General features: G+C 64.4%; 18 protein-coding genes. 10 read left to right on the top strand and 8 right to left on the bottom strand.

Features of this window, described 5'->3' with window-relative positions; genetic code table 11:
• Positions 1 to 27: 27 nt before the first annotated feature.
• Together MTR65_RS01865 and MTR65_RS01860 are read right to left on the bottom strand one after the other, a co-directional pair.
• Positions 28 to 2595, bottom strand: coding sequence for an HWE histidine kinase domain-containing protein (locus tag MTR65_RS01865; protein ID WP_243796604.1), 2568 nt, complete (start codon positions 2593 to 2595; stop codon positions 28 to 30).
• Positions 2588 to 3154, bottom strand: coding sequence for a biliverdin-producing heme oxygenase (locus MTR65_RS01860; protein WP_226633286.1), 567 nt, complete (start codon positions 3152 to 3154; stop codon positions 2588 to 2590). Before MTR65_RS01860 ends, MTR65_RS01865 begins: the two co-directional genes overlap by 8 nt.
• A 336-nt stretch (positions 3155 to 3490) precedes the next feature.
• Here MTR65_RS01860 and MTR65_RS01855 point away from each other — a divergent pair, with 336 nt between their 5' ends.
• Positions 3491 to 4207: a Crp/Fnr family transcriptional regulator gene (locus MTR65_RS01855; RefSeq protein WP_243796603.1), complete on the top strand. Its 717-nt coding sequence runs from the start codon at positions 3491 to 3493 to the stop codon at positions 4205 to 4207.
• A gap of 142 nt (positions 4208 to 4349) precedes the next feature.
• On the opposite strand, the gene MTR65_RS01850 is transcribed toward MTR65_RS01855, so the two are convergent.
• From MTR65_RS01850 to katG, 3 genes are all read right to left on the bottom strand, one after another.
• Entirely contained in the window at positions 4350 to 7754 is a 3405-nt protein-coding gene (locus MTR65_RS01850) for an autotransporter domain-containing protein (protein ID WP_243796602.1), read from the bottom strand.
• A 404-nt stretch (positions 7755 to 8158) separates the two neighbouring features.
• Positions 8159 to 8980 carry a hypothetical protein gene (locus tag MTR65_RS01845; protein WP_243796601.1) on the bottom strand — a complete coding sequence of 274 codons (822 nt, stop codon included), beginning with the start codon at positions 8978 to 8980 and terminating at the stop codon, positions 8159 to 8161.
• A 272-nt stretch (positions 8981 to 9252) separates the two neighbouring features.
• Entirely contained in the window at positions 9253 to 11508 is a 2256-nt protein-coding gene (gene katG / locus MTR65_RS01840; protein ID WP_268739200.1) for a catalase/peroxidase HPI, read from the bottom strand.
• Positions 11509 to 11890: 382 nt separating this feature from the next.
• Here katG and putP point away from each other — a divergent pair, with 382 nt between their 5' ends.
• Complete coding sequence (gene putP, locus MTR65_RS01835) at positions 11891 to 13363, top strand: sodium/proline symporter PutP (RefSeq protein WP_327194307.1); 1473 nt, start codon at positions 11891 to 11893, stop codon at positions 13361 to 13363.
• A gap of 88 nt (positions 13364 to 13451) precedes the next feature.
• Here putP and MTR65_RS01830 read toward each other — a convergent pair whose 3' ends face one another.
• From MTR65_RS01830 to MTR65_RS01820, 3 genes are read right to left on the bottom strand one after another with little or no spacing between them, the layout of a single operon-like run.
• The gene (locus MTR65_RS01830) at positions 13452 to 14087 is read right to left on the bottom strand and encodes a TadE/TadG family type IV pilus assembly protein (RefSeq protein WP_243796598.1); all 636 of its coding nucleotides are present in this window, start codon (positions 14085 to 14087) and stop codon (positions 13452 to 13454) included.
• On the bottom strand, positions 14084 to 14713 hold the full coding sequence (locus MTR65_RS01825; protein WP_243796597.1) for a TadE/TadG family type IV pilus assembly protein: 630 nt from the start codon (positions 14711 to 14713) through the stop codon (positions 14084 to 14086). The genes MTR65_RS01830 and MTR65_RS01825 overlap by 4 nt, the downstream gene beginning before the upstream one ends.
• Positions 14710 to 16230, bottom strand: coding sequence for a Tad domain-containing protein (locus MTR65_RS01820; protein ID WP_243796596.1), 1521 nt, complete (start codon positions 16228 to 16230; stop codon positions 14710 to 14712). Before MTR65_RS01820 ends, MTR65_RS01825 begins: the two co-directional genes overlap by 4 nt.
• Before the next feature lie 727 nt (positions 16231 to 16957).
• On the opposite strand from MTR65_RS01820, the gene rpsL reads away from it, so the two are divergent.
• The 8 genes from rpsL to MTR65_RS01780 all read left to right on the top strand — a co-directional run bounded on the left by rpsL (position 16958) and on the right by MTR65_RS01780 (position 24099).
• Positions 16958 to 17329, top strand: a complete 372-nt coding sequence (gene rpsL, locus MTR65_RS01815) for a 30S ribosomal protein S12 (RefSeq protein ID WP_007682177.1) — start codon at positions 16958 to 16960, stop codon at positions 17327 to 17329.
• A 94-nt stretch (positions 17330 to 17423) separates the two neighbouring features.
• A complete protein-coding gene (gene rpsG / locus MTR65_RS01810) occupies positions 17424 to 17894 on the top strand; it encodes a 30S ribosomal protein S7 (protein ID WP_039388094.1) in 471 nt (156 codons plus the stop codon).
• A gap of 128 nt (positions 17895 to 18022) precedes the next feature.
• The gene (gene fusA / locus MTR65_RS01805; RefSeq protein ID WP_243796595.1) at positions 18023 to 20116 is read left to right on the top strand and encodes an elongation factor G; all 2094 of its coding nucleotides are present in this window, start codon (positions 18023 to 18025) and stop codon (positions 20114 to 20116) included.
• A gap of 94 nt (positions 20117 to 20210) precedes the next feature.
• Positions 20211 to 21401, top strand: a complete 1191-nt coding sequence (tuf, locus tag MTR65_RS01800) for an elongation factor Tu (RefSeq protein WP_226633303.1) — start codon at positions 20211 to 20213, stop codon at positions 21399 to 21401.
• A 335-nt stretch (positions 21402 to 21736) separates the two neighbouring features.
• Positions 21737 to 22048, top strand: coding sequence for a 30S ribosomal protein S10 (gene rpsJ, locus MTR65_RS01795; protein WP_007011873.1), 312 nt, complete (start codon positions 21737 to 21739; stop codon positions 22046 to 22048).
• Positions 22049 to 22406: 358 nt separating this feature from the next.
• Entirely contained in the window at positions 22407 to 23162 is a 756-nt protein-coding gene (gene rplC / locus MTR65_RS01790) for a 50S ribosomal protein L3 (protein WP_039388091.1), read from the top strand.
• 3 nt (positions 23163 to 23165) lie between these two features.
• On the top strand, positions 23166 to 23792 hold the full coding sequence (rplD, locus tag MTR65_RS01785; RefSeq protein ID WP_039388090.1) for a 50S ribosomal protein L4: 627 nt from the start codon (positions 23166 to 23168) through the stop codon (positions 23790 to 23792).
• A complete protein-coding gene (locus MTR65_RS01780; RefSeq protein WP_039388089.1) occupies positions 23785 to 24099 on the top strand; it encodes a 50S ribosomal protein L23 in 315 nt (104 codons plus the stop codon). The genes rplD and MTR65_RS01780 overlap by 8 nt, the downstream gene beginning before the upstream one ends.
• The last annotated feature ends 3 nt before the right edge of the window (positions 24100 to 24102 follow it).

Below are 24102 nucleotides of genomic sequence, written 5' to 3'. Positions count from 1 at the left end.
CTTTTGTTTCCCGAGGATGCGCCCTTTTTAGCGCTGTTCCACGCTGGCCCGCGCGATAGCCGAGCGCAAGTCGCGCTCGCCATACGGCTTGGTTACCACGGGAACGCCGGTGAAGTTGCCTTCGGGCAGCGTCCGCTCGCCATAGCCACTGGCGAAGATGAAGGCGATGCCCCTTTCGCGCAGGGCTTCGGCGATCGGCGCGCTGGTGTCCTTGCCCAGGTTGATGTCGAGCATGGCAAAGGCGATCTCGGTGTGTTCGAGGATATCCATCGCGGCCGCCACCGATCCCGCCACGCGGCAATCGGCAAAGCCACAGGCGCGCATGTGGTCCTCGGCCTCCATCGCGATGATGACATTGTCCTCCACGATGAGGGCGGCGCCTTCAGGCAGCTGTGCGCGAAGGTCGGTCCCCTCGGGCACATCGACCACGCCCTGGCGTGGGTCCGCACCGGGTGTTTCGAACGTCGCGACATGGTCATTGGGAATGAGGAAGAAGGCCTGCATTCCGGCCTCGGGGTAGATCACCGAGGCGCTGCCACCCAGTTCGTGCGGGATCGTGCGCTCGATGATGGTCGAGCCGAAGCCGCGCCGGGTGGGCGGGGTAACGGGCGGACCGTCCTCCTCGCGCCAGTCGATCTCCAGAGCGCCATCGTCGCTGCGCGCGATGGTGACATGGACCGTGCCCTGGCTGTCCGACAGCGCGCCGTACTTGCACGAGTTGGTCATCAGCTCGTGAATGACCAGTGCCAGCGTGGTGAAGGCGCTGGGGGCGATAAGGGCATCGGGGCCCTCGATCACGACGCGGTCCGTGCTGTGGCTGGCATAGGCGGCGGTTTCGGTGCGGATGAGGTCGTAGAAGGAGGAGGGGCGCCAGTCCTTCTCGGTCACTTGGTCGTGCGCGCGGGCGAGGGCATGGATGCGGCTGCCCACGATCTCGGCGAACTCGTCGATGGTGCTGGCGCCGTCCTTGCTCTGCGAGACCAGGCCACGGATGAGGTTGAGGATGTTGCGCACGCGGTGGTTGAGTTCCGCGATCAGCATGTCCTGCTGCTGGCTTGCCTGCTCGCGCTGTGCGTGGGCGGCGTCCGACATGCGCAGGACGACTTCGAGGAGCGTGATGCGCAGCGATTCCGCCGCGGCCGTCTCTTCCTCGGTCCAGGGGCGTGAATAGCCGCGGCGCTCTTCCTTCCAGAGGTCGAAGCTTTTTCGCGGGGTAAGGCGCGCGCCGTTCGGTCCGAGTTCGACCGACTTCTCCGGATTGCCCGCCCAGTTCACTTCGCGCAGCTGCTCCTTTCGGAACAGGACGATGTAGTCGCGCGGGGAGCGGCTGACGGGAAGGGCCATGACGCCCGCCGCCTTGTCGGCCCATTCGCGCGCAGGCTCGAAGATCGACGTGATGTTGTCGGTCGCCCACACGGTGCTGGCGCCTGCGGTGTTGAGGAAGCGGGCAAGCTGGCCGAACTGGGCGCGGGTCGGGGTGAGACCGTCGGCCATGAATTCGCCGTCGACCCAGCCGATGGCACCGTCAAAGCCGATCACCCGTCCGATCGACTCGCTGAAGTCACCAAAGGCGTCGAGCAGCGAACCGCCACCGGCGACCCGGCTCATGATCTCGTCGTGCAGCTTCATCGAATCGCCGCGGCGTTCAAAGGCCGCGTCGGTTTCCTTCTGCTCGAGCAGGTAGGCGAAGAACTCGCCGAACAGTTCGGCTGCGGTACGTACCGAGTAGGACAGGCGCAGCGGGCTGTAGTGATGGCAGGCCATCAGGCCCCACAGCTTGCCCCGGCGCATGATCGAGACCGACATCGAGGCCTTGACCCCCATGTTGCGCAGGTACTCGATATGGATCGGGGAAACCGCGCGCAGGCCCGACATCGAAAGGTCGAGCGGATCGCCCGTCGGCCCCGTGGCCGGGATGACCGGCACGGTGGGATCGTCGATGTCGGTGATGATGCGCAGCAAGTTGCGGGTGTAGAGCTTGCGTGCCTGCTTGGGGATGTCCGAAGCCGGGAAGTGCAGGCCCTTGAAACTGTCGACAAGGCCGTTGAGGCTCTCGGCGATGACTTCGCCTGCGCCTTCTTCCGAAAAGCGGTAGACCATGACCCGGTCGAAGCCGGTGAGGCCGCGCAGGTGGCGTGCCGCGCTTGCGCACAGCTTCTCGATCGATTCGGTCTGGCGCATCCGCTCGATCATCGGGCGCACGTAGGAGACGAAGTCGCGGCGACGCCCGCTCTCGTGCTCCTCGATCTCGACCACGAAGGAGCGGCCCGAGGTGTGCACGGCAAGGTCGAAGAGGCGCCCATCGTTCAGGAGATCCACCTCGAAGATGCGCTCGACCGTGTTCGAGGAGCCCAGGATCTGCAGGCGCGAGCGGATGTCGTGCATGGCGCTGGGCGAGAGGAACTGCGCGGCGTTGAGGCCGATCAGGTCCTGCGCGCTCTGCCCGAACAGGGCATCGCAGTTGCGCGAGGCATGGTTGATGATCCAGTCGCTCGAGAACGAGATCAGCCAGCCGAAACTCTGGATCCGTCCAATGATGTGGATCGGTTCCAGGTCGCAGGTGGTGAGGTCGACTTGGTGTTGGTCTTCAGCCATCGGCGCGAGGTGTCTCCATGTTCGACCCGACGGCGAAGGCGGTCTCGAAGTGAGCGAATGTGGCAAGGGCAGCGGCTTCGACCGCACGCTCTTCGGACGGGCCGAAGCTGCGCGCGCGCGCCCAGGTGTTGAGGGCCTTCCAGACGGCGTGGCCGGTATCGTCTTCCATGTAGCGCGAGGGCAGGCCCGTTTCCCGGCCATGGTAGCCTTCGGCGCGGATCACCGCGTTGCCGAGGCGCGAGCCGGCGATGACGTAGGCCACTCCGGCGCCGCCGCAAGGGGCGTGAACGCAGGCATCGGGTTCGGGGGCGGGAAGGGCGGGCATGGACAGGCCGCGTTCGGCAAGGTCGGCGGCGAGCATGGCGGGAAAGTCCGGGCAGGGCATGTCGAGCTCTTCCTCGACGAAGCGGCGGAACGGCGCGTCAAGGCTCTTCACGGCCACGGCGTGCGCCGCAAGAAAGCGCGCGCAGTCATCCGCAGCGCCCAGATCGAGGGCGCCGAAGGCCGCATCGAGCCGGTCGTGCGAAGCTCGTGTCACTGCGCGCAGATGGCTCAGCATGAAGAAGTCTTTCGGGCCTTTGTCATCAACGTCGGGAAATCCATTGCATGATCGAATAGTTGAACCGCCGCCATTTGCAAGGAGGGCTAAGTGAGGGGGGAGCGTTCCACGCACCGCGACCGGACGCCGCGTTCTGTGCGCCGCGTTCGTGAGGTCGAACGTCAAGGTTCGAGAAATGTTCCTGAGGCACGCAATAGCAGCGCGTGAGACGCCTGTCTGTGCATTAGCGCACAGAACTCGAAAGTGACAGTTTGTGTCAGGAACATGCGCGGGAGCGGCTCGTTAGGCAGGGATCAACACATGTGACTGGCGGCGCGCAGGCGTCGGGAAGACCTTATGGACGTTATGGCCCTGAACAACGACAACGCCCTTCTCGAGCGGCTGGAAGCGCACGATCGCGACGCGCTGTCCTCGGCACTGGAGGAGGTTCGCTTCGAATCCGGCGCGGTGCTTTACGAGCCGGGCACCAATATCGACTACTGCTATTTCCCGACGGGTTCGGCGATCTGCTCGTACTTTGTCGAAATGGACGAGGGCGTGGCTGTCGAGACCATCCTGATCGGCCGGGAAGGCGCTCTTGGCGGGGTGGTTAGCCATGGCAATCTGCCCGCCTTTGCCCGTTCCAATGTGCTGCATGGCGGGCTCTTCCAGCGTATCGCGCTGCGCGATCTCGACCGGTTGAAGCGCGACAACCCGGCGGTCGGGCACCTGATGAACCGCTACAGTGATTGCGTCATGGCGCAGGTCTTCCAGTCGATCGCCTGCAACGCGGTCCACACCATCGAGCAGCGGGCGGCCAAGTGGCTGGTTGCGGCCGTGGCGCGCATGGGCCGCCCCAGCGTGACGATGACGCAGGAACAGCTTGCCTCGATGATGGGGGTCGGGCGCAGCTACGCCAGCCGGGTCCTCCAGCGCTTCAAGCGCGATGGCCTGCTGCGCACACGGCGCGGGGGCATCGAGGTGCTTGACCGCGATGGACTCGCCAAACGGGCCTGCTCCTGTAACGATCATGTCGATGCGCACTTCGAGCGGGTCCTGGGTGGGCTTTACTGATTGGCTAGAGTTTGGCGGCCTGGCGGCTCGCCAACGGACACGAAAAGGCGCGCAAGGACAGATATATCCTTGCGCGCCTTTTCATATCCTGAGGTCCGTTCGCGCGGCACTCGGCAAACCGCGCGAACGGAACGGGAGTTTATCAGAAGCGGACGCTGACCGTGCCGCGGTAGGACTGGTAGCTCAGGTCATTGCGCCACACGGTCGTTTCGGCATGGAGCGAAACCGCGATCTGGCCACCGGTGGTGATGCCCACGCCAATCTCGCCCCAGTCCTGGTCGTCGCCGGGCAGCGCGAAGAAGGCGTCGGGGCCACGGCCACCCACGAAGTTCGCGCCGAAGAAGCCCGGCTTGTCCTGGAAGTCATGGACATAGGTTGCCGAGATATAGGGCTTGATCGCCCCGTTGGCGGCGAGGCGTGCGCCGGCACGCGCCTGGGCGCTCTCGTAATCGTCCATCTCGTACTGCAGGGCGGGACCGCCGCCGACTTCCTTGGTGCGGGTGAAGTCGACCGAAGCGTAGCGGAAGGCAACGCGCGGGGTGAAGCTCAACGCGCCGCCCATGCCGATCATCTGGCTGATGCCCGCCTCGCCGCTCAGCACGAGAGGCGAATCGTCGGCGCGCAGCGACCATTCGCTGGTACCGATCATCACGTCGCGCTGCGTCTTGAAGTCCCAGAAGCCGCCGCTCAGTTGGGCATCGATGCCAAAGCCGCTCGCCGACCGGGTGCCGCCATAGAAATTGACCTGGAACATGTCGCCGGTGACGTCACGCGTGGGATAGCCCGGGTCGCCCTCCATGCGGGTGTACGAGAGCGCCATGCCGAGGAAGCCGGTGCCCCCGTCCGAGATCTCGAGGCCGCCAGCCAGATAGTAGCCGTCGAACTTGTCGCCGGCATAAGGCCGGGCGGTCGGGGCACCATCGCTCTTGCCGTCGATGTAGCCACCGGCCACGAAGGCGCTCATCGTGTCGGGCAGGGCGCCCTCGATGACCGAACCCGGGGCGCCGCCTGCGCCCGCCATGGACGGGGCCGTACCGGCGGTGTTGCTGGTGTCGAACGCCGACAGGGCGCCGCTGGGGCTGCCGTAGTAGGAGAGGGTACCCCCCGAATTGCCCGCGGTCACGGTCGCGATACGTTCGCGCAGGAAGCGCGAATTGGTGTCCAGTGCGGCGGTGGCCATCGACTGGAGAAGCGGCTGCTCACGCGGGGCCAGCTCCTCGAGCGTGCCCTGGATGCCCGCGATCCCCATCATGTCGAGCGGCCCGTAGACCCCGGCAAGGTTGCCGTAGTACGCGCGGTTCTGATCGAGCAGTTGCGCGTAGGCGGACTGCACGTTCGAGGAGGGATCGATGACATCTGCATAGAGCCCGGCCTCGATGGTGACGAGGACCTCGGTGTCGGTGTAGCTCAGCTCGGGCGTCAGGATGGCGCTGATCGCGTTCCAGTTGTCGAACTCGCCCTCGATGCCGCCCGTGGCGGTGAGGATGGTGTATTCGTCGCCGTCGCGCACCATGCCGGTGGGATTGAACATGACGAGACCGCCGATGTCGGCCATGCCGTCGAGCGGAACGTCGGCGGGGTCGAGTATGGTCGGGTTGACCGCGATCAGGTCGGATGTGCCCGAAGGCCCGAGGTCGACGAGGTAGGTGCTGCCCGAGGAGAGGATCACGTTGCCATTGAACGTCAGCGTGCCGATCTCGCCCACGCCGCCCGGCGCGATCACGCCCGCAACGTTGGTGAAGTAGGGCGTGGTGATCATGCCCGAACCCTGCAGGCCGCCGGTCATCAGCATGTAGTCGCCATTGGTGGCCAGTTCACCGTCGACGCGCACCATGCCCTGGTACTGGTTGATCGACATGAGCGAGGTGAGCGAGCCTTCCTCGGTGATGTCGAGGGCGGCGCCCGCACCGTCCATGGAGAAGCGGTCGATGGTGACCGCGCTCGAGAGCGTCGTCGTACCGTCTGCGCTCAGTGTCACGTCGTAGTAGGTCGGACGCACGCCGTTCGCGGGATCGCCCGCATCGTTGTCCGGTACGAAATCGCTCGCACCGGGAAGGCCGTTGGCGATGGTGGGCGCGTCGAGGACAAACGGTGTATCCGTGGCCTGGGCCGCGTCGTCGGCGCGGGCGAGCAGCTCCCCGATGGCGACGGTCGCACCGGCATCGGTGGTGACCGGCGTGCTCGCATCGACAAGTTCGCCGTCGATGTAGATGTCACCAGTCGCCATGTCCTCGCAGATGTCGTCGCCGCCCAGCTGGAAGCAGGCGTGGCCAAACGAATCCGGGCTGCCCGCCGACCCGGCGCCAGGGGCATCGGGTACGCCGTTGACGAGGTTGCCGTCGGCGTCGAGCACCATGTAGTTGGGATCGGTGATAGTCACCCAGTGCTCGGGATCTTCCCAGGCTCCGTCCCCCTCGACAGCGCTGGCGTAGCGGTAGGGGTTGTTGGCCGCGATCCAGTCCCAGTACAGATAGAGCGGCTGGTAGAAGCTCATCGTGCCATACGTGCTGAAGGGCTGGGGGCCGAAGAAGCGGCTGCCGCCCGAGAGCACGCCGATGACGACGTCGATGTCGTAGGTTTCATCCAGGATCAGCGGACCGCCCGAGTCGCCGCCTGCGGTCGTGCCCTCGTTGGGCGTGGCCGCATCCTTCCACAGGTTGAAGTCGTAGGGGTTCGCGTCCGGCGTTCCGCGCAGCGGGTCGTCGAAGTCGAGCATGTAGAGGTTCTGCGGGAGTCCTGAGGTGCTGCCGAACAGGAACAGGTCGCGCTGGTCAAGGCTGGCGAGGGCGCCGAGCATGTTCTCGGCGGCGCGGCGGCGGTAGTCGATGCCGCCGGTGTCGCCCGTCGAGCCCGAGCCGTTGCGGCCATAGCCGGTGATCTTGACGTGGTAGCCGGTGCCATTCTCGTCGGTGATCTCATCGGGCGTGGGCAGCGGCGAGAACATCAGCGCCCAGGTCGGTACGTCGGCGGCAGGCGTGTCGAGCGAGGCCATCGCGACGTCGCCATAGAGGAACGAGATCGCGGCGGGTTCGAGCGAGGCGGGGTGATAGTTCACCCAGTCCGCGTTGTAGAAGGCCAGGTCCGGGTTGGTCTGGTTTCCCCCGAAGTACCAGTCGAGAAGGCCGTTGTAGTTGTCCTGCGCGAAGCCGAAGCCGATCGGCACGCCGCCGGTGGTGGAGCCGTAGGTGGTGGGATCGCGATCGTTTACGCAGTGCGCGGCGAAGATCACCGTGCGCGGGTTGATCAGCGTTCCGGTGCACAGGCCGATGAAGCCGTTCTGCTGGTCGATGATCATCTGGCCAACGCCGTTCACATCCTCGGGGTCGAGGCTGGTGGTGCTGTCGCCGGGGTCCGCGACCACGATGTGCGGCGCGTTCACGACGTCGGGCGCCTGAATCTGGCGGTAGGCGGCTTCGAAGACGGTGGTGGCATCACTGCCCGCGCCATGCGCGGTGTTCCAGGCCTGCCCCGGCCGCTCCTGCGCGCCGGCCTCGACCGACAGGAGCGCGAGCCCCGCCGCCGAGCCCAGAAGCAGGCTGCGGCGCATCACCTTGCGAGACGAAACTTGTGCAATCCTCATAAAAGCCCCGGTTCTGCTGTGCCGGCTGCCTTCGCGAGTGTGCATTCCTGACCCGCTACGGCGCGACCGGCGGATTACGGCCCGGCCTTCGGTGGCCGGTGCCTTGTGATGGATATGTATCGTGTGCCCATCGAGCCACGGTGGCGCGTTGGACGGTTGCAAGGTTCGGCAGACCGGGGCGGATCGCAATAGGGATTATCGGTAGTGTCTAAGTATTTGCCGAAGGGTGTTGCAATTTGGTCATTCTGGTGTGGCGAGGGATAATTAAATCAATGGCTTGTTGCATGTCTTCGGGGGGCGGTTCCCGCAATTGTGGTCGGTATTTTATCTGACGCAACTTGTCACTTTTCGCTCTCGCGGTGGAGGATCGGCTAGTGCGCGGCGCGGAAGTTGCCGAACAGCAACTGGGCGTTGTTGCGCGTGCGGGTCGGGGCGCTGATGAAGAAGTAGCGCGGAAGCTGGCCTGTGAAGGCGCGGGTGTCGGCAATCTTCTGATCGTCGAGATAGACCCGTAGCATCTCGCCCTCGACCGCGATGGAGACGTGCATGACTTGGTTGGCGTAGTGGCGCAGGTCGAGGCGTTCGGCGTGGTAGTAGTCGGTCGCGCTGCTGGAGACGTTGCTGCTGCCCGTGTAGTTCACGTGGACCGACGCGATGGCGCCGTGGTTGTGGGCGTCCATGATGTAATCGGCAACGCTGTTGTCCCGCGCGAAGCCGAAATAGAATCCCGAAGCATCGCGCGCAGTGTCCGCCGCTGTGAGCACGTCGAATTCGACCGTGAAGCTTTCGGGCAGGGCCTTGCTCTCGTTCAGCTTGTAGGTGGCAAAGGGCTGGAGCTTGAGCCAGTTGCCTGCGATCCCGCCGACCGAGACGACGGCGCCCGAGCCGTTGGTCTTCCAGGCATCGGGCATGGTGCCGAGCGGTGCGTCGGCAAAGTTGGTTGCGACGATGGTCCGGCTGCCGGGGGTGAAGGCGAAGCCTTCGTTGATCTGCAGCCTCTGGCCGCCTGCGGCACTGTCCTGCGAGCCCGACGTGTTGCCGCCGGTGCCGCGCACCTGCCGCTCGACTTCCTGCTCGACCTGGTTCTTGATCGCTCCGAAGACGTCTCCGAACTGTGCGGACGCCGGAGCAGTTGCCAGCAGCAGGGGACTGGCAAGACCGGCAAGGAGAAGCGGGCGGGCAAGATAGCGCATTGAAAAGGTTCCCGAACAGCCTGAAGGAGTAAGGTGGGGCGTCGTAGTTGCGAGGCCCATCCTGTTCAAGATGTTCGTGAAGTGTGACGTGGTGTGGCCCCATGCGTGCGCGCGGACCTGGATCCCGCATTTGCGAGGAAGCATTCGTTTGCATGTTGCGCGCTAGTGTGGCGCATTTTTTTGTATGCAGGCGTGAGATTGACTGCGCCGACGCCGCATCTGCTCGGTACAAAGTGGGGCGGCGGGCGCATCTGCCCGCCGCCCAAACGGAATCAGTAGCGGTCCGCGTTCATCACCTTGGTCCAGGCTGCGACGAAGTCGGAGACGAACAGGTCCTGAGCGTCAGCCGAAGCATAGACTTCCGAGACCGCGCGCAGCTCCGAATTCGAACCGTAGATCAGGTCGACCGGGGTGGCTGTCCACCGGGCCTCGCCGCTCGCGCGGTCCTTGCCCTCGTAGAGGCCGGGGGTGGCCGACTTCGACCAGACGGTGTCCATCGTCAGCAGGTTGACGAAGAAGTCGTTGGTAAGCTGGCCGGGACGGCTGGTGAAGATCCCCGCCGTGGACCCGCCTGCGTTGGCGCCGAGCGCGCGCATACCGCCGACAAGAACGGTCATTTCGGGGACGGTCAGGCCCAGCATGTCGGCCTTGTCGACCATGGCATCGGCCGGTGCGTAGTTGGCACCTTCGCTGTAATAGTTGCGGAAGGCATCGGCCTTGGGCTCCAGATAGGCGAAGGAGGCCGCGTCGGTCATGTCCTGCGTGGCATCGACACGGCCGGGCGTGAAGGGCACCTTGACGGGGTGTCCGGCATCGCTCGCGGCCTTTTCGATCGCGGCCGCGCCGCCCAGAACGATGAGGTCGGCCATGGAGATCGGCGAGCCTGCATCGGCCGCGCTCGCGCGGACCTTCTCCAACTGGTCCAGCACCATCTTCAGTTCGGCCGGATCGTTGACCTCCCAGGAGGTCTGCGGATCGAGCCGCAGGCGCGCGCCGTTCGCGCCGCCGCGCATGTCGGTGCCCCGGTACGTCGCGGCCGAGGCCCAGGCGGTGCGCACGAGCTGCGGCACGGTGAGCCCTGAGGACAGGATCGTCGACTTGAGCGCATCGGCCTGCGCGTCGCTGAGCGGGGCGAAGCTGGGCTCGGGCAGCGGGTCCTGCCACACGAAGGTTTCACCCGGGACGTCGGCGCCCAGATAACGGGCCTCTGGGCCGAGGTCACGGTGGGTCAGTTTGAACCAGGCGCGCGCGAAGGCCTTGGCGAACAGGCTCGGGTCCTGCTGCCAGCGTTCGAGTACCGCGCGGAAGCCCGGATCGCGCTTGAGGGCGATGTCGGTGGTGAACATGATCGGCGCGTGGAACTTGCCCTCGACATGGGCGTCGGGGACGAGGCTTGCGGCGGCCGGGTCGGTCGGGATCCACTGCGTGGCTCCGGCCGGGCTCTTGGTCGTCTTCCACTCGAAGTTGAGGAGGTTGTCGATGTACTGGGTGGTGAATCGGGTGGGGGCGGCGGACCAGGCGCCTTCAAGCCCCGAGGTCAGCGTGTCCTCGGCGTTGCCCTTGCCGCAGCTGTTCTTCCAGCCAAGGCCTTGGCTCTCGACACCCGCCGCGGTGGGCTCGTCACCCAGGCAGTCCTCGGGCTTGTGCGCGCCGTGCGCCTTGCCGAAGGTGTGCCCGCCCGCGATGAGCGCCAGCGTTTCCTCGTCGTCCATCGCCATCTGGCCGAAGGCGACGCGGATGGCCTGCGCGGCCGAGACCGGATCGTGGTTGCCACCCGGACCTTCCGGGTTGACGTAGATGAGGCCCATCGTGGTTGCCGCGAGCGACTTCTGCAGCTTGCCGTCCTTGGTGTAGCGCTGGGAGCCCATCATCTCTGTTTCCGGGCCCCAGTAGACGAGGTCGGGCTGCCAGGCATCGACGCGCCCGCCGGCAAAGCCGAGCGTCTTGAAGCCCATGTCTTCCAGGGCCACCGTGCCCGAGAGCACCATGAGGTCACCCCAGGAGAGCTTGCGCCCGTACTTCTGCTTGATCGGCCATACGAGGCGGCGGGCCTTGTCGAGGCTGACATTGTCGGGCCAGGAGTTCAGCGGATCGAAGCGCTGCTCGCCGCCGTCCGAGCCGCCCCGGCCATCGCCCACGCGGTAGGTTCCGGCCGAGTGCCAGGCCATGCGGATGAAGAAGGGGCCGTAATGTCCGTAGTCGGCCGGCCACCAGGGCTGGGAGGTGGTGAGGACCTTGCGGATGTCCTCCTTGACCGCGGCAAGGTCGAGGCTGGCGAATTCGGCGGCGTAGTCGAAGTCGGCGCCGTAGGGGTTGGACATCGCCTCGTGCTGGCGCAACTGGGCGAGGTCGAGACGCTGGGGCCACCAGTCCTCGTTGGTCATGCCGTGGATCTTGGCGCGGACCGAGGTGTCCTCTTCCATCACGGTTTCGTTCTCGGCCGCGGCGAATGCGCCCTGCGGAGCCAGAAGGGTGAGCGCACTGCCCAGAAGGGCGGCGCGAAGGGTCATCTTTGTGTTCTTGGGCATGGAGCCTCTCCACCTGTTGCGACGAACGCGGCGCTGGTTTCAGCGCGCTGGAGAAAGGGTAGGCCCGTGCGCGGGCGGGCCCAAACGGGGAGGCCAGATAAGTGTGATCGATTGTACCGATCAAATTGGCAAAGTTTCAGCAATATTGCGATTGGTTCGCGTTCGCGCCTGCGCCAAGTTCCGGTTGGAAAATAGAAAATTTGCGAGGAGCGCGATGAAACGCATTGAATGTGCGACCTAAGGATATGTCGCGGGTAGGGCCGATCCGGCAAGCATCGTCATCTGCCACGATGCGATCCTGTCAATTTCGGGCTTTCTACCCTGCACGCCTTGGGTTTTGCGACTCGGGTGGCTATGTCCTCGGCCTATGCAGACAGGAACCTTGATATCGTTAACCCTCTACTTTGTCCTGATGCTTGGCATCGGTCTCTATGCTTGGAAGAAGTCCACCGAGGACTCTGAAGGCTATCTGCTGGGCGGGCGCAACCTGCACCCAGCCGTCGCGGCGCTCTCCGCCGGGGCCTCGGACATGTCGGGCTGGCTCCTCATGGGACTGCCGGGCGCGCTCTATGCCTCGGGGCTGGTCGAAGCCTGGATCGGCATTGGCCTTTTCCTGGGCGCACTGGTCAACTGGGTGGTCGTTGCCCCGCGCCTGCGCGAGCAGACGGTTTCCTACGGCAACGCGCTGACCATTCCCGAATTCCTCGCCAATCGCTTCCCCGACAAGGCGACGCTGCTGCGCGTGGTGTCGGCGGTCATCATCGTCGTCTTCTTCACCGTCTATACCGCGGCCGGTCTCGTCGGCGGCGGCAAGCTCTTCGTTACCAGCTTTGCCGGGCTCTTCGGCGATGTCGGCATGAGCGACTACATGTTCGGGATCTGGATGACCGCGGGCGTGGTGCTGGCCTACACGATGATCGGCGGCTTCCTCGCCGTTTCGCTCACCGACTTCTGCCAGGGCTGCATCATGGTCGTCGCGCTGATCCTGATGCCGATCGTGGTCCTCTGGGGCGGGCAGGGCGATGGCTTTGCGCAGATGGAAGTGACGCTGACCGAGATCGACCCCAACTTCCTCAGCCTCACCCATGGCCTGACTTTCATCGGCTGGCTTTCGGCCGTGACCTGGGGCCTGGGCTACTTCGGGCAGCCGCACATCATCGTGCGCTTCATGGCCGTGCGCAGTGTCGAGGACGTCAAGGTTGCGCGCAACATCGGCATGGGCTGGATGCTGGTCTCGCTGATCGGCGCGCTGGGCGTGGGCCTTGCAGGCCGCGCCTACATGCAGCGCAACGGCATTCCGCTCGACGATCCCGAAACGATCTTCATCGCGCTTGCGCATCTGCTCTTCCACCCGCTCATCACCGGCTTCCTGCTCGCCGCGCTCCTTGCCGCGATCATGAGCACGATCTCCTCGCAGCTGCTGGTCTCGTCCAGCTCGCTGGCCGAGGACTTCTACCGCCTGTTCCTGCGCAAGGACGCATCGGAGCGCGAGATCGTGAACGTGGGGCGCGTGGCGGTCCTGATCGTCTCGCTGGCGGCCATCGCCATCGCGGGTGATCCCGAGAGCGAGGTGCTCCAGCTCGTCTCGAACGCCTGGGCCGGTTTCGGCGCGGCCTTCGGACCGATGATCCTGCTTGCGCTGACCTGGCGCGGCATGTCGGGTGCGGGCGCGGTTTCGGGCCTCATCGTGGGCGCGCTGGTCGTGATCTTCTGGATCGCCATGGAGTGGAACGCGAGCTTCCTGGGCGGACCCGGGGTCTACGAGATCATTCCGGGCGTGATCGCGTCCACGCTCGCCATCTTCGCTGTCAGCAAGATGACGTCCAGCAAGGAAGCGGCCGCAGCCATGGCGTGATCGCCGGCTGGACACGAGCCTGAACAGACAAAAGGGGCGTCCCGGGATCGGGGCGCCCCTTTTTTCGTGCAACGCTTCGATGGAGGCGTCAGTCGCAGCTGGCGACGGTCAGGCCTTGCGCGTTGCTCAGCTCCTGGTTCTGCCGCCCGCGCACGTTGAAGGCGCTTTCGTACCGGATCGTGCCAGTATCGAACAAGGCAGCGACAATCAGCGGCTGGTAGGTGTAGCTGGCTTCCACGAACATGATCGCCGTGTTCGAGGAAGCGGCAATGCGGTGCCCGTTGCGGCCCATGCCTTGTGACAGCGCGTTGTTGGTACGGCCCGTGCCTTGGGTGCCGTAGGCGGGATCGAAGTCGCCTTCGCCCCAGCAGCGCTGCCAGCGGATCATCTGGCCGGCATTGCGTCCGCTGCGGCCGTTGGTCTCCAGCGAGGAGAGGACGATGCGGCCATTGGCCTCGAAATCGATGCTCTCGCCGATGGAAGCGGCTCCGGCGAAGACCTCCTGGACGTTGGCCTCGTCGATCCCGCCCATGACGCGCCCGGCGTTGTCGGCCACGCTCATCGCGATCTCGCTCACGCGCAGCTGCGCGCGGGCGTAGTTGGCGAGTTCGAGGCCGGTACACAGGACCATCAGGAAGAGCGGCGCGATGAGGGCAAACTCGATGATCGCAACGCCGCTCTCATCGGCTCCGAGTTCCTGCAGGCGCGAGGGCAGGGGCTTCATCGCCGCCGCTCCCCGCACAGGACCGGGGGTACGGCCTGGGCGCTGTAGGGCTGGTTTCGAAAGGCGCTCTTCGCGGTGAGGGAAACCGCCGCGTCGCCGCCTGTGAAAAGATGGACGGGAAGCAGGCGGTCGACCTCGATCGTGGCCTCGTAGAAGGCGATGTCGTTCGCGCCGCCGATGCCGCTGCGCCCGGCATCGAGGTCGTATTCGCCGTTCCCGTTGCTGTCGAGCCAGCAGTCGCCGTCGTAATAGTCGAAGCGACCATTGCCGTTGACGTCGGTCATCAGCTTCTCGGCATTCCCGATGCCGCTGAACTCGTAGTAGTTCCGAATCGTGATCTGCGGAGTGGCATTGGGGGCAATGCTGGCGAGCTGTGCGCGGATCTGTGCGGCCACGCGCTCCTCGGTCGTGTCCCCCTCGGTCATGAACTCGGGCTCTTCCACGGAGGCGCGCCGCGCGGCGTCCGAGAGCGTGCCCTGCAGCACCGAGAGCACGTAGGACTGGTAGCCCAGGTCAAAGGCGCCCGTCAGGAGCACCATCAGCGGGCCGATGAGAAGTCCGAACTCGACGGCGGTGACGCCGCCCCGGTCCCGCCTGAGGCGGCGCAGGAGGGGAGGCAGCCTCATCGCGTCAGCCTCAGGTTGCCGATGCCGCGGCCGATGTCCTCGAAGATCTGTTCGAGGTCAGAGCCATCGCTGGTGTAGAACTGCGAAGAGCTGGTGGCGCAGCTTTCGATATCGTCGGTGTCGGTCACATCGAGCGCGATGACCCAGATCGTGATGCCCATCGACTTGGCAACCGTGCAGGCCGAATCGAAGCGGCTGATATGGCGGTTGCGCATCGCACCCGAACCCTGCACGCGCTGCTGGAAGCGCTGCAGGCCATAGGCGCTGTAGAGGTCGTTGGAGCCATCGGCCTTGTCGGTGTCGAGACGGCCATCGGTCATGAAGACGATGTGCTGGCGTACGGGCACGTCGTCGCGCTCGGTGGGGTTGTCGCTGGAGAAGAAGCCCGTGCGCGAGATGAAGCGCACACCCCAGAGCATGCCGATGTCGTGATAGGTGCCGCCCGTCACGCGCGCGGTCGCATCATTGATCGCGGTCTGGAAGCTGCTTTCGGAATTGTACTCACGCAAGGTTGTCGCCTCGGAGGGGCAGCCCGACTGGGTCTCGGCCTCCTGTACGGCGGGGTCGTAGCGGCCAAACTGCAGCTCGGGCTCATTGCCCGCGTTGCCCGCACGGGTGTCGATGTCGGCGCGCGAGATGCTTGTCTCGATCTCGAAAGGATCGAGCGTGTTGCCGATGGAGGGGCGCTCCTCGATACAGCCGTCGCCGCTGGTCCGGAAGTTCTGCGTGTTACCGCCCGTGCTGCCGCCACCTTGCCCGTTGTTCCAGGAGGATTCGTTGATGTGGACCGTCTTGGTCGCAGCCCGATTGTAGCAATATTGGTTGCCGTAGTAATAATAGCACTCACGCTCCACGTGCACATAGGACTGTTCCTTGAGGATGTCCTTGTTCATCAGTGAGCGACCGACGTTCACCGTGTGCGAATAGGGCATGATGCCGAAGCGCGTGACGGAGCCGTTGTCCTCGTCGAGCGCGCGGTAGAGGCCCATGGCGCCCGAGCGCAGGCGCCGGATCTTGGTCGAGCCGCCCGAGCTCGGCGCATCGTTCATCGAGCCGGTGACGTCGAGCACGAGCATGACGTCGTTGTGGCCCATGTCGCGCTTGGCGTTGCACTCGACCGTGACTTCGGTCTGGGTGTAGCCGAAGATGCGCATGAGCGACATCGGCACGGTTGCCTGCGCTGTCCCGAGGATCTCGTTGCTGTCGTCCGGGTTGGGGGTCGCCTCGAAGGCAACTGCGCGTGTTCCCAGCAAGCCTTCTTCGAAATTGAAATCGAAGAAGCGGTCGGCTTCGTCCTCGGCGGTCCGGTTCCAGCGCGAGCCTTCCATGATCTGGCGCCCCGCGAGCACCCCGGCATCGCATGCATTCTGCAGCTTGCCGCGCACCAGGTAGGCCACGCTCATGTCGAGCCCGCCTCCGATGATCGCGATCAGGGGCAGAAGCGCGGCCGCGACGATCAGAATGGTATTGCCGTCGCGCTCGGCGATCAGGCGTTTGAGGAACGGCGGCATTGCCATGCTTCGGGACTCCGGCTTCACTAGTGCCGCGTGGTTAATTCTCCATTTGTAAAGAATTCGATAAATTACAGATTAAGCCCAGTAATTGGTGATGAACGCAGGTCTGCTCCAGTCGCGATTTCCCGTGGCTGTCGCGCTGCTGGAAGGTGTGTCATATAGCCCGCGCCGTGATGGTCTGGGCTGGTTCGTGCCAAGCGGGTAGGGCGCGGGCGGGCTATGCCTCCCTTGCAGGCCTGACGTGCTACCGGCGCAGGTCCCTCCGAAACGCCTTGGCCTATGCCGACCTTGACCCAACCGGCGCTTTTGCGTAAGGGCGCGCATCTCCTCCGGACATGGTTCGGGGGGACAGCATAGAGCTGAACACTGCTTGTGTGTGGTTTTTGGTGGGTTTCCAGCCTCTTGATGGTGGAAGCCGCAATCCTTCCGGATTGCCTTATGGTCCGATTCGGTCCGCAAGTCGCCACGAAGCCCGCGAGCAGAGTAATCCGGTGCCGACTGGGCCGGGTGGAGTGTTTTTCGGCTCGCGCTGGATACGGCGTAACGCGCAGGTGTCTCGGTTCAGAGGCTGGCGCGCAATTTGCCGAATTCCGCGCGACGCGTTTGCACTCTTCCTTTCCAGCCTTGCATCGGCCCTGAGACCCGGGGTGCGAAGGGTCCGTCCCGTGGTCGGGTTTGCGCCACGGTGCGGGCCGGATCCATCGCACTCCCATTTGAAAGAAGAGTATAGATGCCCACTATCAACCAGCTGATCCGCAAGGGTCGCGAGCCGCAGAAGGCCAAGTCCAAGGTCCCGGCCATGGAGCAGAACCCGCAGAAGCGTGGCGTCTGCACCCGCGTGTACACCACGACCCCGAAGAAGCCGAACTCGGCACTTCGCAAGGTCGCCAAGGTGCGCCTCACCAACAGCCGTGAAGTCATTTCGTACATCCCGGGCGAAGGCCACAACCTGCAGGAGCACTCGGTTGTGCTCATCCGCGGCGGCCGTGTGCGCGACCTTCCCGGTGTGCGTTACCACATCCTGCGCGGCGTGCTCGACACGCAGGGCGTCAAGGACCGCAAGCAGTCGCGCTCGAAGTACGGCGCCAAGCGTCCCAAGTGATCCGGCAGCGGTGCGTCTCGCGCATCGCTCCATGACATTTCACGGTTGGTGATGCGCTTCGGCGCCCGACCGCAAGAACAAGGAATTCAAAACGATGTCACGTCGTCGTCGTCCCGAGAAGCGGGAAATCCTGCCGGATCCGAAGTTTGGTGATCTGGTCCTGTCGAAGTTCATGAACAACCTCATGTACGACGGCAAGAAGTCGGCTGCCGAGCGTATCGTCTATGGCGCGCTCGACACCATGGAAACCCGCGCCAAGGCCGATCCGGTCCAGCTGTTCCACGATGCCCTGAACAACGTGAAGCCGCAGATCGAGGTCCGCAGCCGCCGCGTCGGTGGTGCGACCTACCAGGTCCCCGTCGAAGTGCGTCCCGAGCGCGCCCAGGCCCTGGCCATCCGCTGGCTCATCTCGGCCGCCCGCGGTCGTCCCGAGACCACCATGTCGGCTCGCCTCTCGGGTGAGCTCATGGATGCGGCGAACAACCGCGGCAACGCCGTGAAGAAGCGCGAAGACACGCACCGCATGGCGGACGCGAACCGCGCCTTCTCGCACTACCGCTGGTAAGACGCTTCGTGACGCGCCTTGGCACCGTTTCGGCGGCGTCATGGGCGCGTCACACTTTCAATTCAGGAGGCACGGGTTTATTTGGGCCCGCATCCGCCTCCAAACCCTCCTGCTAAGGAACCTGCACCATGGCACGTAGCCATCCGATCGAACGCTACCGCAATATCGGTATCATGGCGCACATCGACGCCGGCAAGACCACCACGACCGAGCGTATCCTCTACTACACCGGCAAGTCCTACAAGATCGGCGAAGTGCACGACGGCGCCGCCACCATGGACTGGATGGAGCAGGAGCAGGAACGCGGCATCACCATCACCTCGGCTGCCACCACCACCATGTGGAAGGCGGAAGACGGCGAAGGTGAAGAGCACCGCATCAACATCATCGACACCCCGGGCCACGTCGACTTCACCATCGAAGTCGAGCGTTCGCTGCGCGTCCTCGACGGCGCGGTTGCCGTGTTCGACGGCGTTGCCGGCGTTGAGCCGCAGTCGGAGACCGTGTGGCGTCAGGCCGACAAGTACGGCGTTCCGCGCATGTGCTTCGTCAACAAGCTCGACCGCACCGGCGCCGACTTCTACTACTGCGTCCAGTCGATCATCGACCGCCTCGGCGCGACCCCGCTGGTCCTGACGCTGCCGATCGGCGCCGAAGCCGACCTTTCGGGCGTCGTCGACCTCGTCAAGATGCGCGGCATCGTGTGGGAAAACGACGGCCTCGGCGCGTCGTTCAAGTACACCGACATCCCTGCGGACCTGGCTGACAAGGCTGCCGAATACCGCGAGAAGCTTCTTGAGACCGCCGTCGAGCAGGACGACGATGTCATGGAAGCCTACCTCGAAGGCACCGAGCCCGACGTCGACACGCTCAAGAAGCTGATCCGTAAGGGTACGCTCGAGCGCGCCTTCGTGCCCGTGCTGTGCGGCTCGGCGTTCAAGAACAAGGGCGTGCAGCCCCTGCTCGACGCCGTTGTCGACTACATGCCGAGCCCGATCGACGTTCCCGCGATCAAGGGCGTCCTGCCCGACAGCGAGGAAGAGCAGACCCGTCCTTCGAGCGACGATGCTCCGTTCTCGGCGCTGGCGTTCAAGATCATGAACGACCCCTTCGTCGGCTCGCTGACCTTCTGCCGTATCTACTCCGGCATGCTCACCAAGGGTTCGTACCTGAACTCGGTGAAGGACAAGAAGGAAAAGATCGGCCGCATGCTGCTCATGCACTCGAACAACCGTGAAGACATCGATCAGGCTTACGCCGGCGATATCGTCGCTGTTGCGGGTCTGAAGGAGACCACGACCGGTGACACGCTGTGCGCCGAGAAGGCTCCGATCATTCTTGAGCGCATGGAATTCCCCGAGCCCGTCATCGAGCTGTCGGTGGAACCCAAGACCAAGGCCGACCAGGAAAAGATGGGCCTCGCCCTGTCGCGCCTGGCTGCCGAGGATCCCTCGTTCCGCGTCTCGACCGACCACGAATCGGGCCAGACCATCATCAAGGGCATGGGCGAGCTTCACCTCGACATCATCGTCGATCGCATGAAGCGCGAGTTCAAGGTCGAGGCCAACGTCGGCGCGCCGCAGGTGGCGTACCGCGAATACCTCGGCAAGCCCGTCGAGCTGGTCTATACCCACAAGAAGCAGTCGGGTGGTTCGGGTCAGTTCGCAGAAGTGAAGGTCAAGCTCACCCCGGGTGAGCGCGGTGCCGGCATCAACTTCATCGACTCGATCAAGGGCGGTAACATTCCGCGCGAATACATCCCGTCTGTCGAGAAGGGCATGCGTGAGACCGCCGACACCGGCGCGCTCATCGGCTTCCCGATCGTCGACTTCGACATCGAGCTGATCGACGGTAAGTACCACGACGTCGACTCGTCGGCCCTGGCCTTCGAAATCGCCGGCCGTGGCTGCATGCGCGAAGCCGCGCAGAAGTCGGGCATCAAGATCCTCGAGCCGATCATGAAGGTCGAGGTTGTGACCCCGGAAGAGTTCATGGGCGACGTTATCGGCGACATGAACAGCCGCCGTGGTCAGATCCAGGGCACCGACAGCCGTGGTAACGCCCAGGTTGTCGAGGCCCACGTGCCGCTCGCCAACATGTTCGGCTACGTGAACCAGCTGCGTTCGTTCACCCAGGGACGCGCTCAGTACTCGATGATCTTCAGCCACTACGACGAGGTTCCGGCCAACGTCGCGGCGGAAGTGAAGGAGAAGCTTGCTTAAGGGCAAGAATGGTTCTAGGGGCGGCGCCTGCGATTCTGTGGGAGCCGCCTCGAATTCCCCAGATTCAAGTTCATTGTGAAAGAAGGTTTGTAAGATGGCCAAGGCAAAATTCGAGCGGAACAAGCCGCACTGCAACATCGGCACCATCGGTCACGTCGACCATGGCAAGACCACCCTCACCGCGGCGATCACCAAGGTTCTGGCAGAAGCCGGCTTCGGTGAAGCCGTCGACTTCGCCAACATCGACAAGGCTCCCGAAGAGCGCGAGCGCGGCATCACCATCTCGACCGCGCACGTCGAGTACGAGACCGCCAACCGTCACTACGCGCACGTCGACTGCCCGGGTCACGCTGACTACGTCAAGAACATGATCACCGGTGCGGCTCAGATGGACGGCGCCATCCTCGTGGTGAACGCTGCTGACGGCCCGATGCCCCAGACCCGTGAGCACATCCTGCTCGCCCGTCAGGTTGGCGTTCCGGCTCTCGTCGTGTTCCTCAACAAGGTTGACCAGGTCGACGACGAAGAGCTCCTCGAGCTCGTCGAAATGGAAGTCCGTGAGCTTCTCTCCTCGTACGACTTCCCGGGCGACGATATTCCCATCGTCAAGGGTTCGGCTCTGGCCGCTCTCGAAGGCCGTGACGACGAAATCGGCAAGGACAAGATCCTTGAGCTCATGGCTGCCGTCGACGAGTTCATCCCGCAGCCCCCGCGTCCGACCGACCAGAACTTCCTGATGCCCGTCGAGGACGTGTTCTCGATCTCGGGTCGTGGTACGGTTGTCACCGGCCGCGTCGAAACCGGCATCATCAAGGTTGGCGAAGAAGTCGAGATCGTCGGCATCCGCGACACCCAGAAGACCACCGTCACCGGCGTGGAAATGTTCCGCAAGCTGCTCGACCAGGGTGAAGCTGGCGACAACATCGGCGCCCTGATCCGTGGCCTGAAGCGCGACGAAGTCGAGCGTGGCCAGGTTCTCGCCAAGCCGGGCACCGTGACCCCGCACACCGAGTTCTCGGCTGAGGTCTACGTGCTCTCGAAGGACGAAGGTGGCCGTCACACCCCGTTCTTCGCGAACTACCGTCCGCAGTTCTACTTCCGCACCACCGACGTCACCGGCGAAGTGATCCTTCCCGAGGGCACCGAAATGGTGATGCCGGGCGACAACGTGACCATCTCGGTCAAGCTGATCGCGCCGATCGCCATGGACGAAGGTCTGCGCTTCGCAATCCGTGAAGGCGGCCGCACCGTCGGCTCGGGCGTTGTTGCCAAGATCACTGCCTAATCCGCAGGTCTTTGACGACTAACGTGATTGGCCCGGTCCTGCGCAAGCAGGGCCGGGCCTTCGCGTTTCTGGCGCTGTGGCTGCGAGTCGCGGGTAGCTCTTGAGGCTTCGTGCGTGGACGGCCAGCTGCCCGAGTGCGCCTGGTGTGATCGCTTCGCGGCGGGGCTTGCCCGTGATAGAATCGTGCGCCGCCATGGCCTTGTTGGATACGGGGCTGGCGGGGCGCAGAAAATCGCAAATCAGGGCTTGCTAGACTGCGCATCAGCGTGTAGTTGCGCGGCTCGAATTTAACAGGGCTTCGCGCCCTTTGGCTCTTTCTCATCGGTAGCAGGTACATGGAAGCTCAGAACATCCGCATTCGCCTCAAGGCGTTTGACCACCGCGTGCTCGACCAGGCGACTGGCGAAATCGCTGACACGGCCCGCCGCACCGGCGCGCTCATTCGGGGCCCCATTCCGCTGCCGACGAAGATCGAGAAGTTCACCGTGAACCGCGGTCCGCACATCGACAAGAAGTCGCGTGAGCAGTTCGAAGTCCGCACGTACAAGCGTCTGCTTGACATCGTGCAGCCGAACGCTGCCACCGTCGACGCTCTGATGAAGCTGGACCTCGCGGCCGGGGTGAACGTCGAGATCAAGCTGGCCTGATCCAGCTCGGGGTCGCCTCAGGTGACCCCGTCCGTCTTTCTGATCGGACGTTAAACGATCGGGCGAAATTCGGACCTTCGGGTCCAGATAACCTTGTCGATCCACTGAGATCGGCTTTGCGCGGCAAAACGCGCAGAGACAGAGCCTCCAGAGCCATCGGCCCGAGAGGACACAAGGGATACCTCTGGTTTCCTCCTTCGGGATGAAGCTGGGAATGCGTCCCCCGTCTCGTTTCCGCCGGGCCATTCGGGCCTTGAGCAGGGAACATTCCAGCCCGGACGGGGCATGCATCACATCATTGGGCTGGACACGCCTGTTCGGGATGGGCCCGGGCAGGCCTCTGTTGAGGAGACAGATCATGCGTACTGGCGTGATCGCCAAGAAAGTCGGGATGACCCGCCTTTTCCAGGAGGACGGCCGGCATGTGCCCGTGACCGTTCTGGCGCTGGAAGATTGCCAGGTGGTTTCGGTCCGCACCAATGATCGTGACGGCTACGTCGCGGTTCAGCTCGGTGCCGGCGAAGCCAAGCAGAAGAACGTTGCCAAGCCGCAGCGCGAGCACTTCGCCAAGGCGGAAGTTTCGCTCAAGATGCGCGTTGCCGAGTTCCGCGTCGCCGACGACGCGCTGCTCGAAGTCGGCTCGACCATCGCGGCCTCGCACTTCGTGCCCGGCCAGCTCGTCGACGTTGCCGGCCACACCCAGGGCAAGGGCTTTGCAGGCGCCATGAAGCGTTGGGGCTTCGGCGGTCTGCGCGCCACCCACGGTGTGTCGCTCTCGCACCGTTCGCACGGTTCGACGGGTAACCGTCAGGATCCGGGCAAGGTGTTCAAGAACAAGAAGATGGCCGGCCACATGGGCGACCGTCAGCGCACCCAGCAGAACCTCGAGATCGTCCGTGTGGACGACGAGCGTGGCCTGATCTTCGTCAAGGGCTCGGTCCCGGGCGCGAAGAATGCCTGGCTCACCGTTTCGGACGCCGTCAAGGTCGCCCGTCACGCCGAGGCTCCGTACCCCGCCGGCCTCAAGACGGCCGCCAACAGCAACGATTCGGCTGCTGACACCCCCGCGGAAGACACCGCGGCTGTCGAAGCGACCGAAGGCCAGGAGGGCTAAGTCGTGAAGGTTCAGGTCCTCAATATCGACGGTTCCGCCGGTAACGGCGACATCGAGCTGTCGGATGACGTGTTCGGCCTCGAGCCGCGCGCGGACATCCTGCACCGTGTCGTTACCTGGCAGATGGAAAACCGCCGCGGCATCGCCCGCGCCACCCGCGAACGCTCGGACGTTGCGCGCACCGGCAAGAAGTGGGGTCGCCAGAAGGGCGGCGGCACGGCTCGTCACGGTGACCGTGCAGCTCCCGTCTTCATCGGCGGTGGTAAGGCCCATGGTGCCCGTCGCCGCGAGTTCGGCCAGTCGCTGAACAAGAAGCTGCGCGCGCTGGGTCTCAAGATGGCGCTCTCCTCGAAGGCCAAGGCCGGTCTCGTCATCGTCGACACGCTCGACGTTGCCGACGCCAAGACCAAGGTCCTCGCCGGTCAGCTCGCCAAGGCGAACTTCGGCAAGAAGGTGCTCGTGATCGACGGTGAAGCCGTCAACGACAACTTCGCCAAGGCCGCTCGCAACCTCATCGGCGTGAACGTTCTCCCCGCCCAGGGCGCGAACGTCTACGACATCCTGAAGCACGACACGCTGGTGCTCACCCGCGCCGCTGTCGAAAAGCTGGAGGCGCGCTTCAATGGCTAAGACCGCTGCAGAAATCCGTCACTACGACGTGATCCTTGCACCGCACATCACCGAAAAGGCGACGCTTCTCTCCGAGAACAACGCGGTCGTCTTCAAGGTGGCCGGCGATGCGACCAAGCCCGAGATCAAGGCTGCCGTCGAGGCGCTGTTCGACCGCAAGGTCAAGAGCGTCAACACGCTGGTGACCAAGGGCAAGACCAAGCGCTGGCGCGGTAAGGACTACCGCCGCAGCGACGTGAAGAAGGCGATTGTCACGCTGGCCGAAGGTCAGCAGCCGATTGACATCACCGAAGGCGTACAGGGCTGATCC

Origin of the sequence: Novosphingobium mangrovi (assembly GCF_022818885.1) — a bacterium.
Classification (GTDB): Bacteria; Pseudomonadota; Alphaproteobacteria; order Sphingomonadales; family Sphingomonadaceae; genus Novosphingobium; species Novosphingobium mangrovi.
This window is presented reverse-complemented; position numbering and strand designations above follow the sequence as displayed.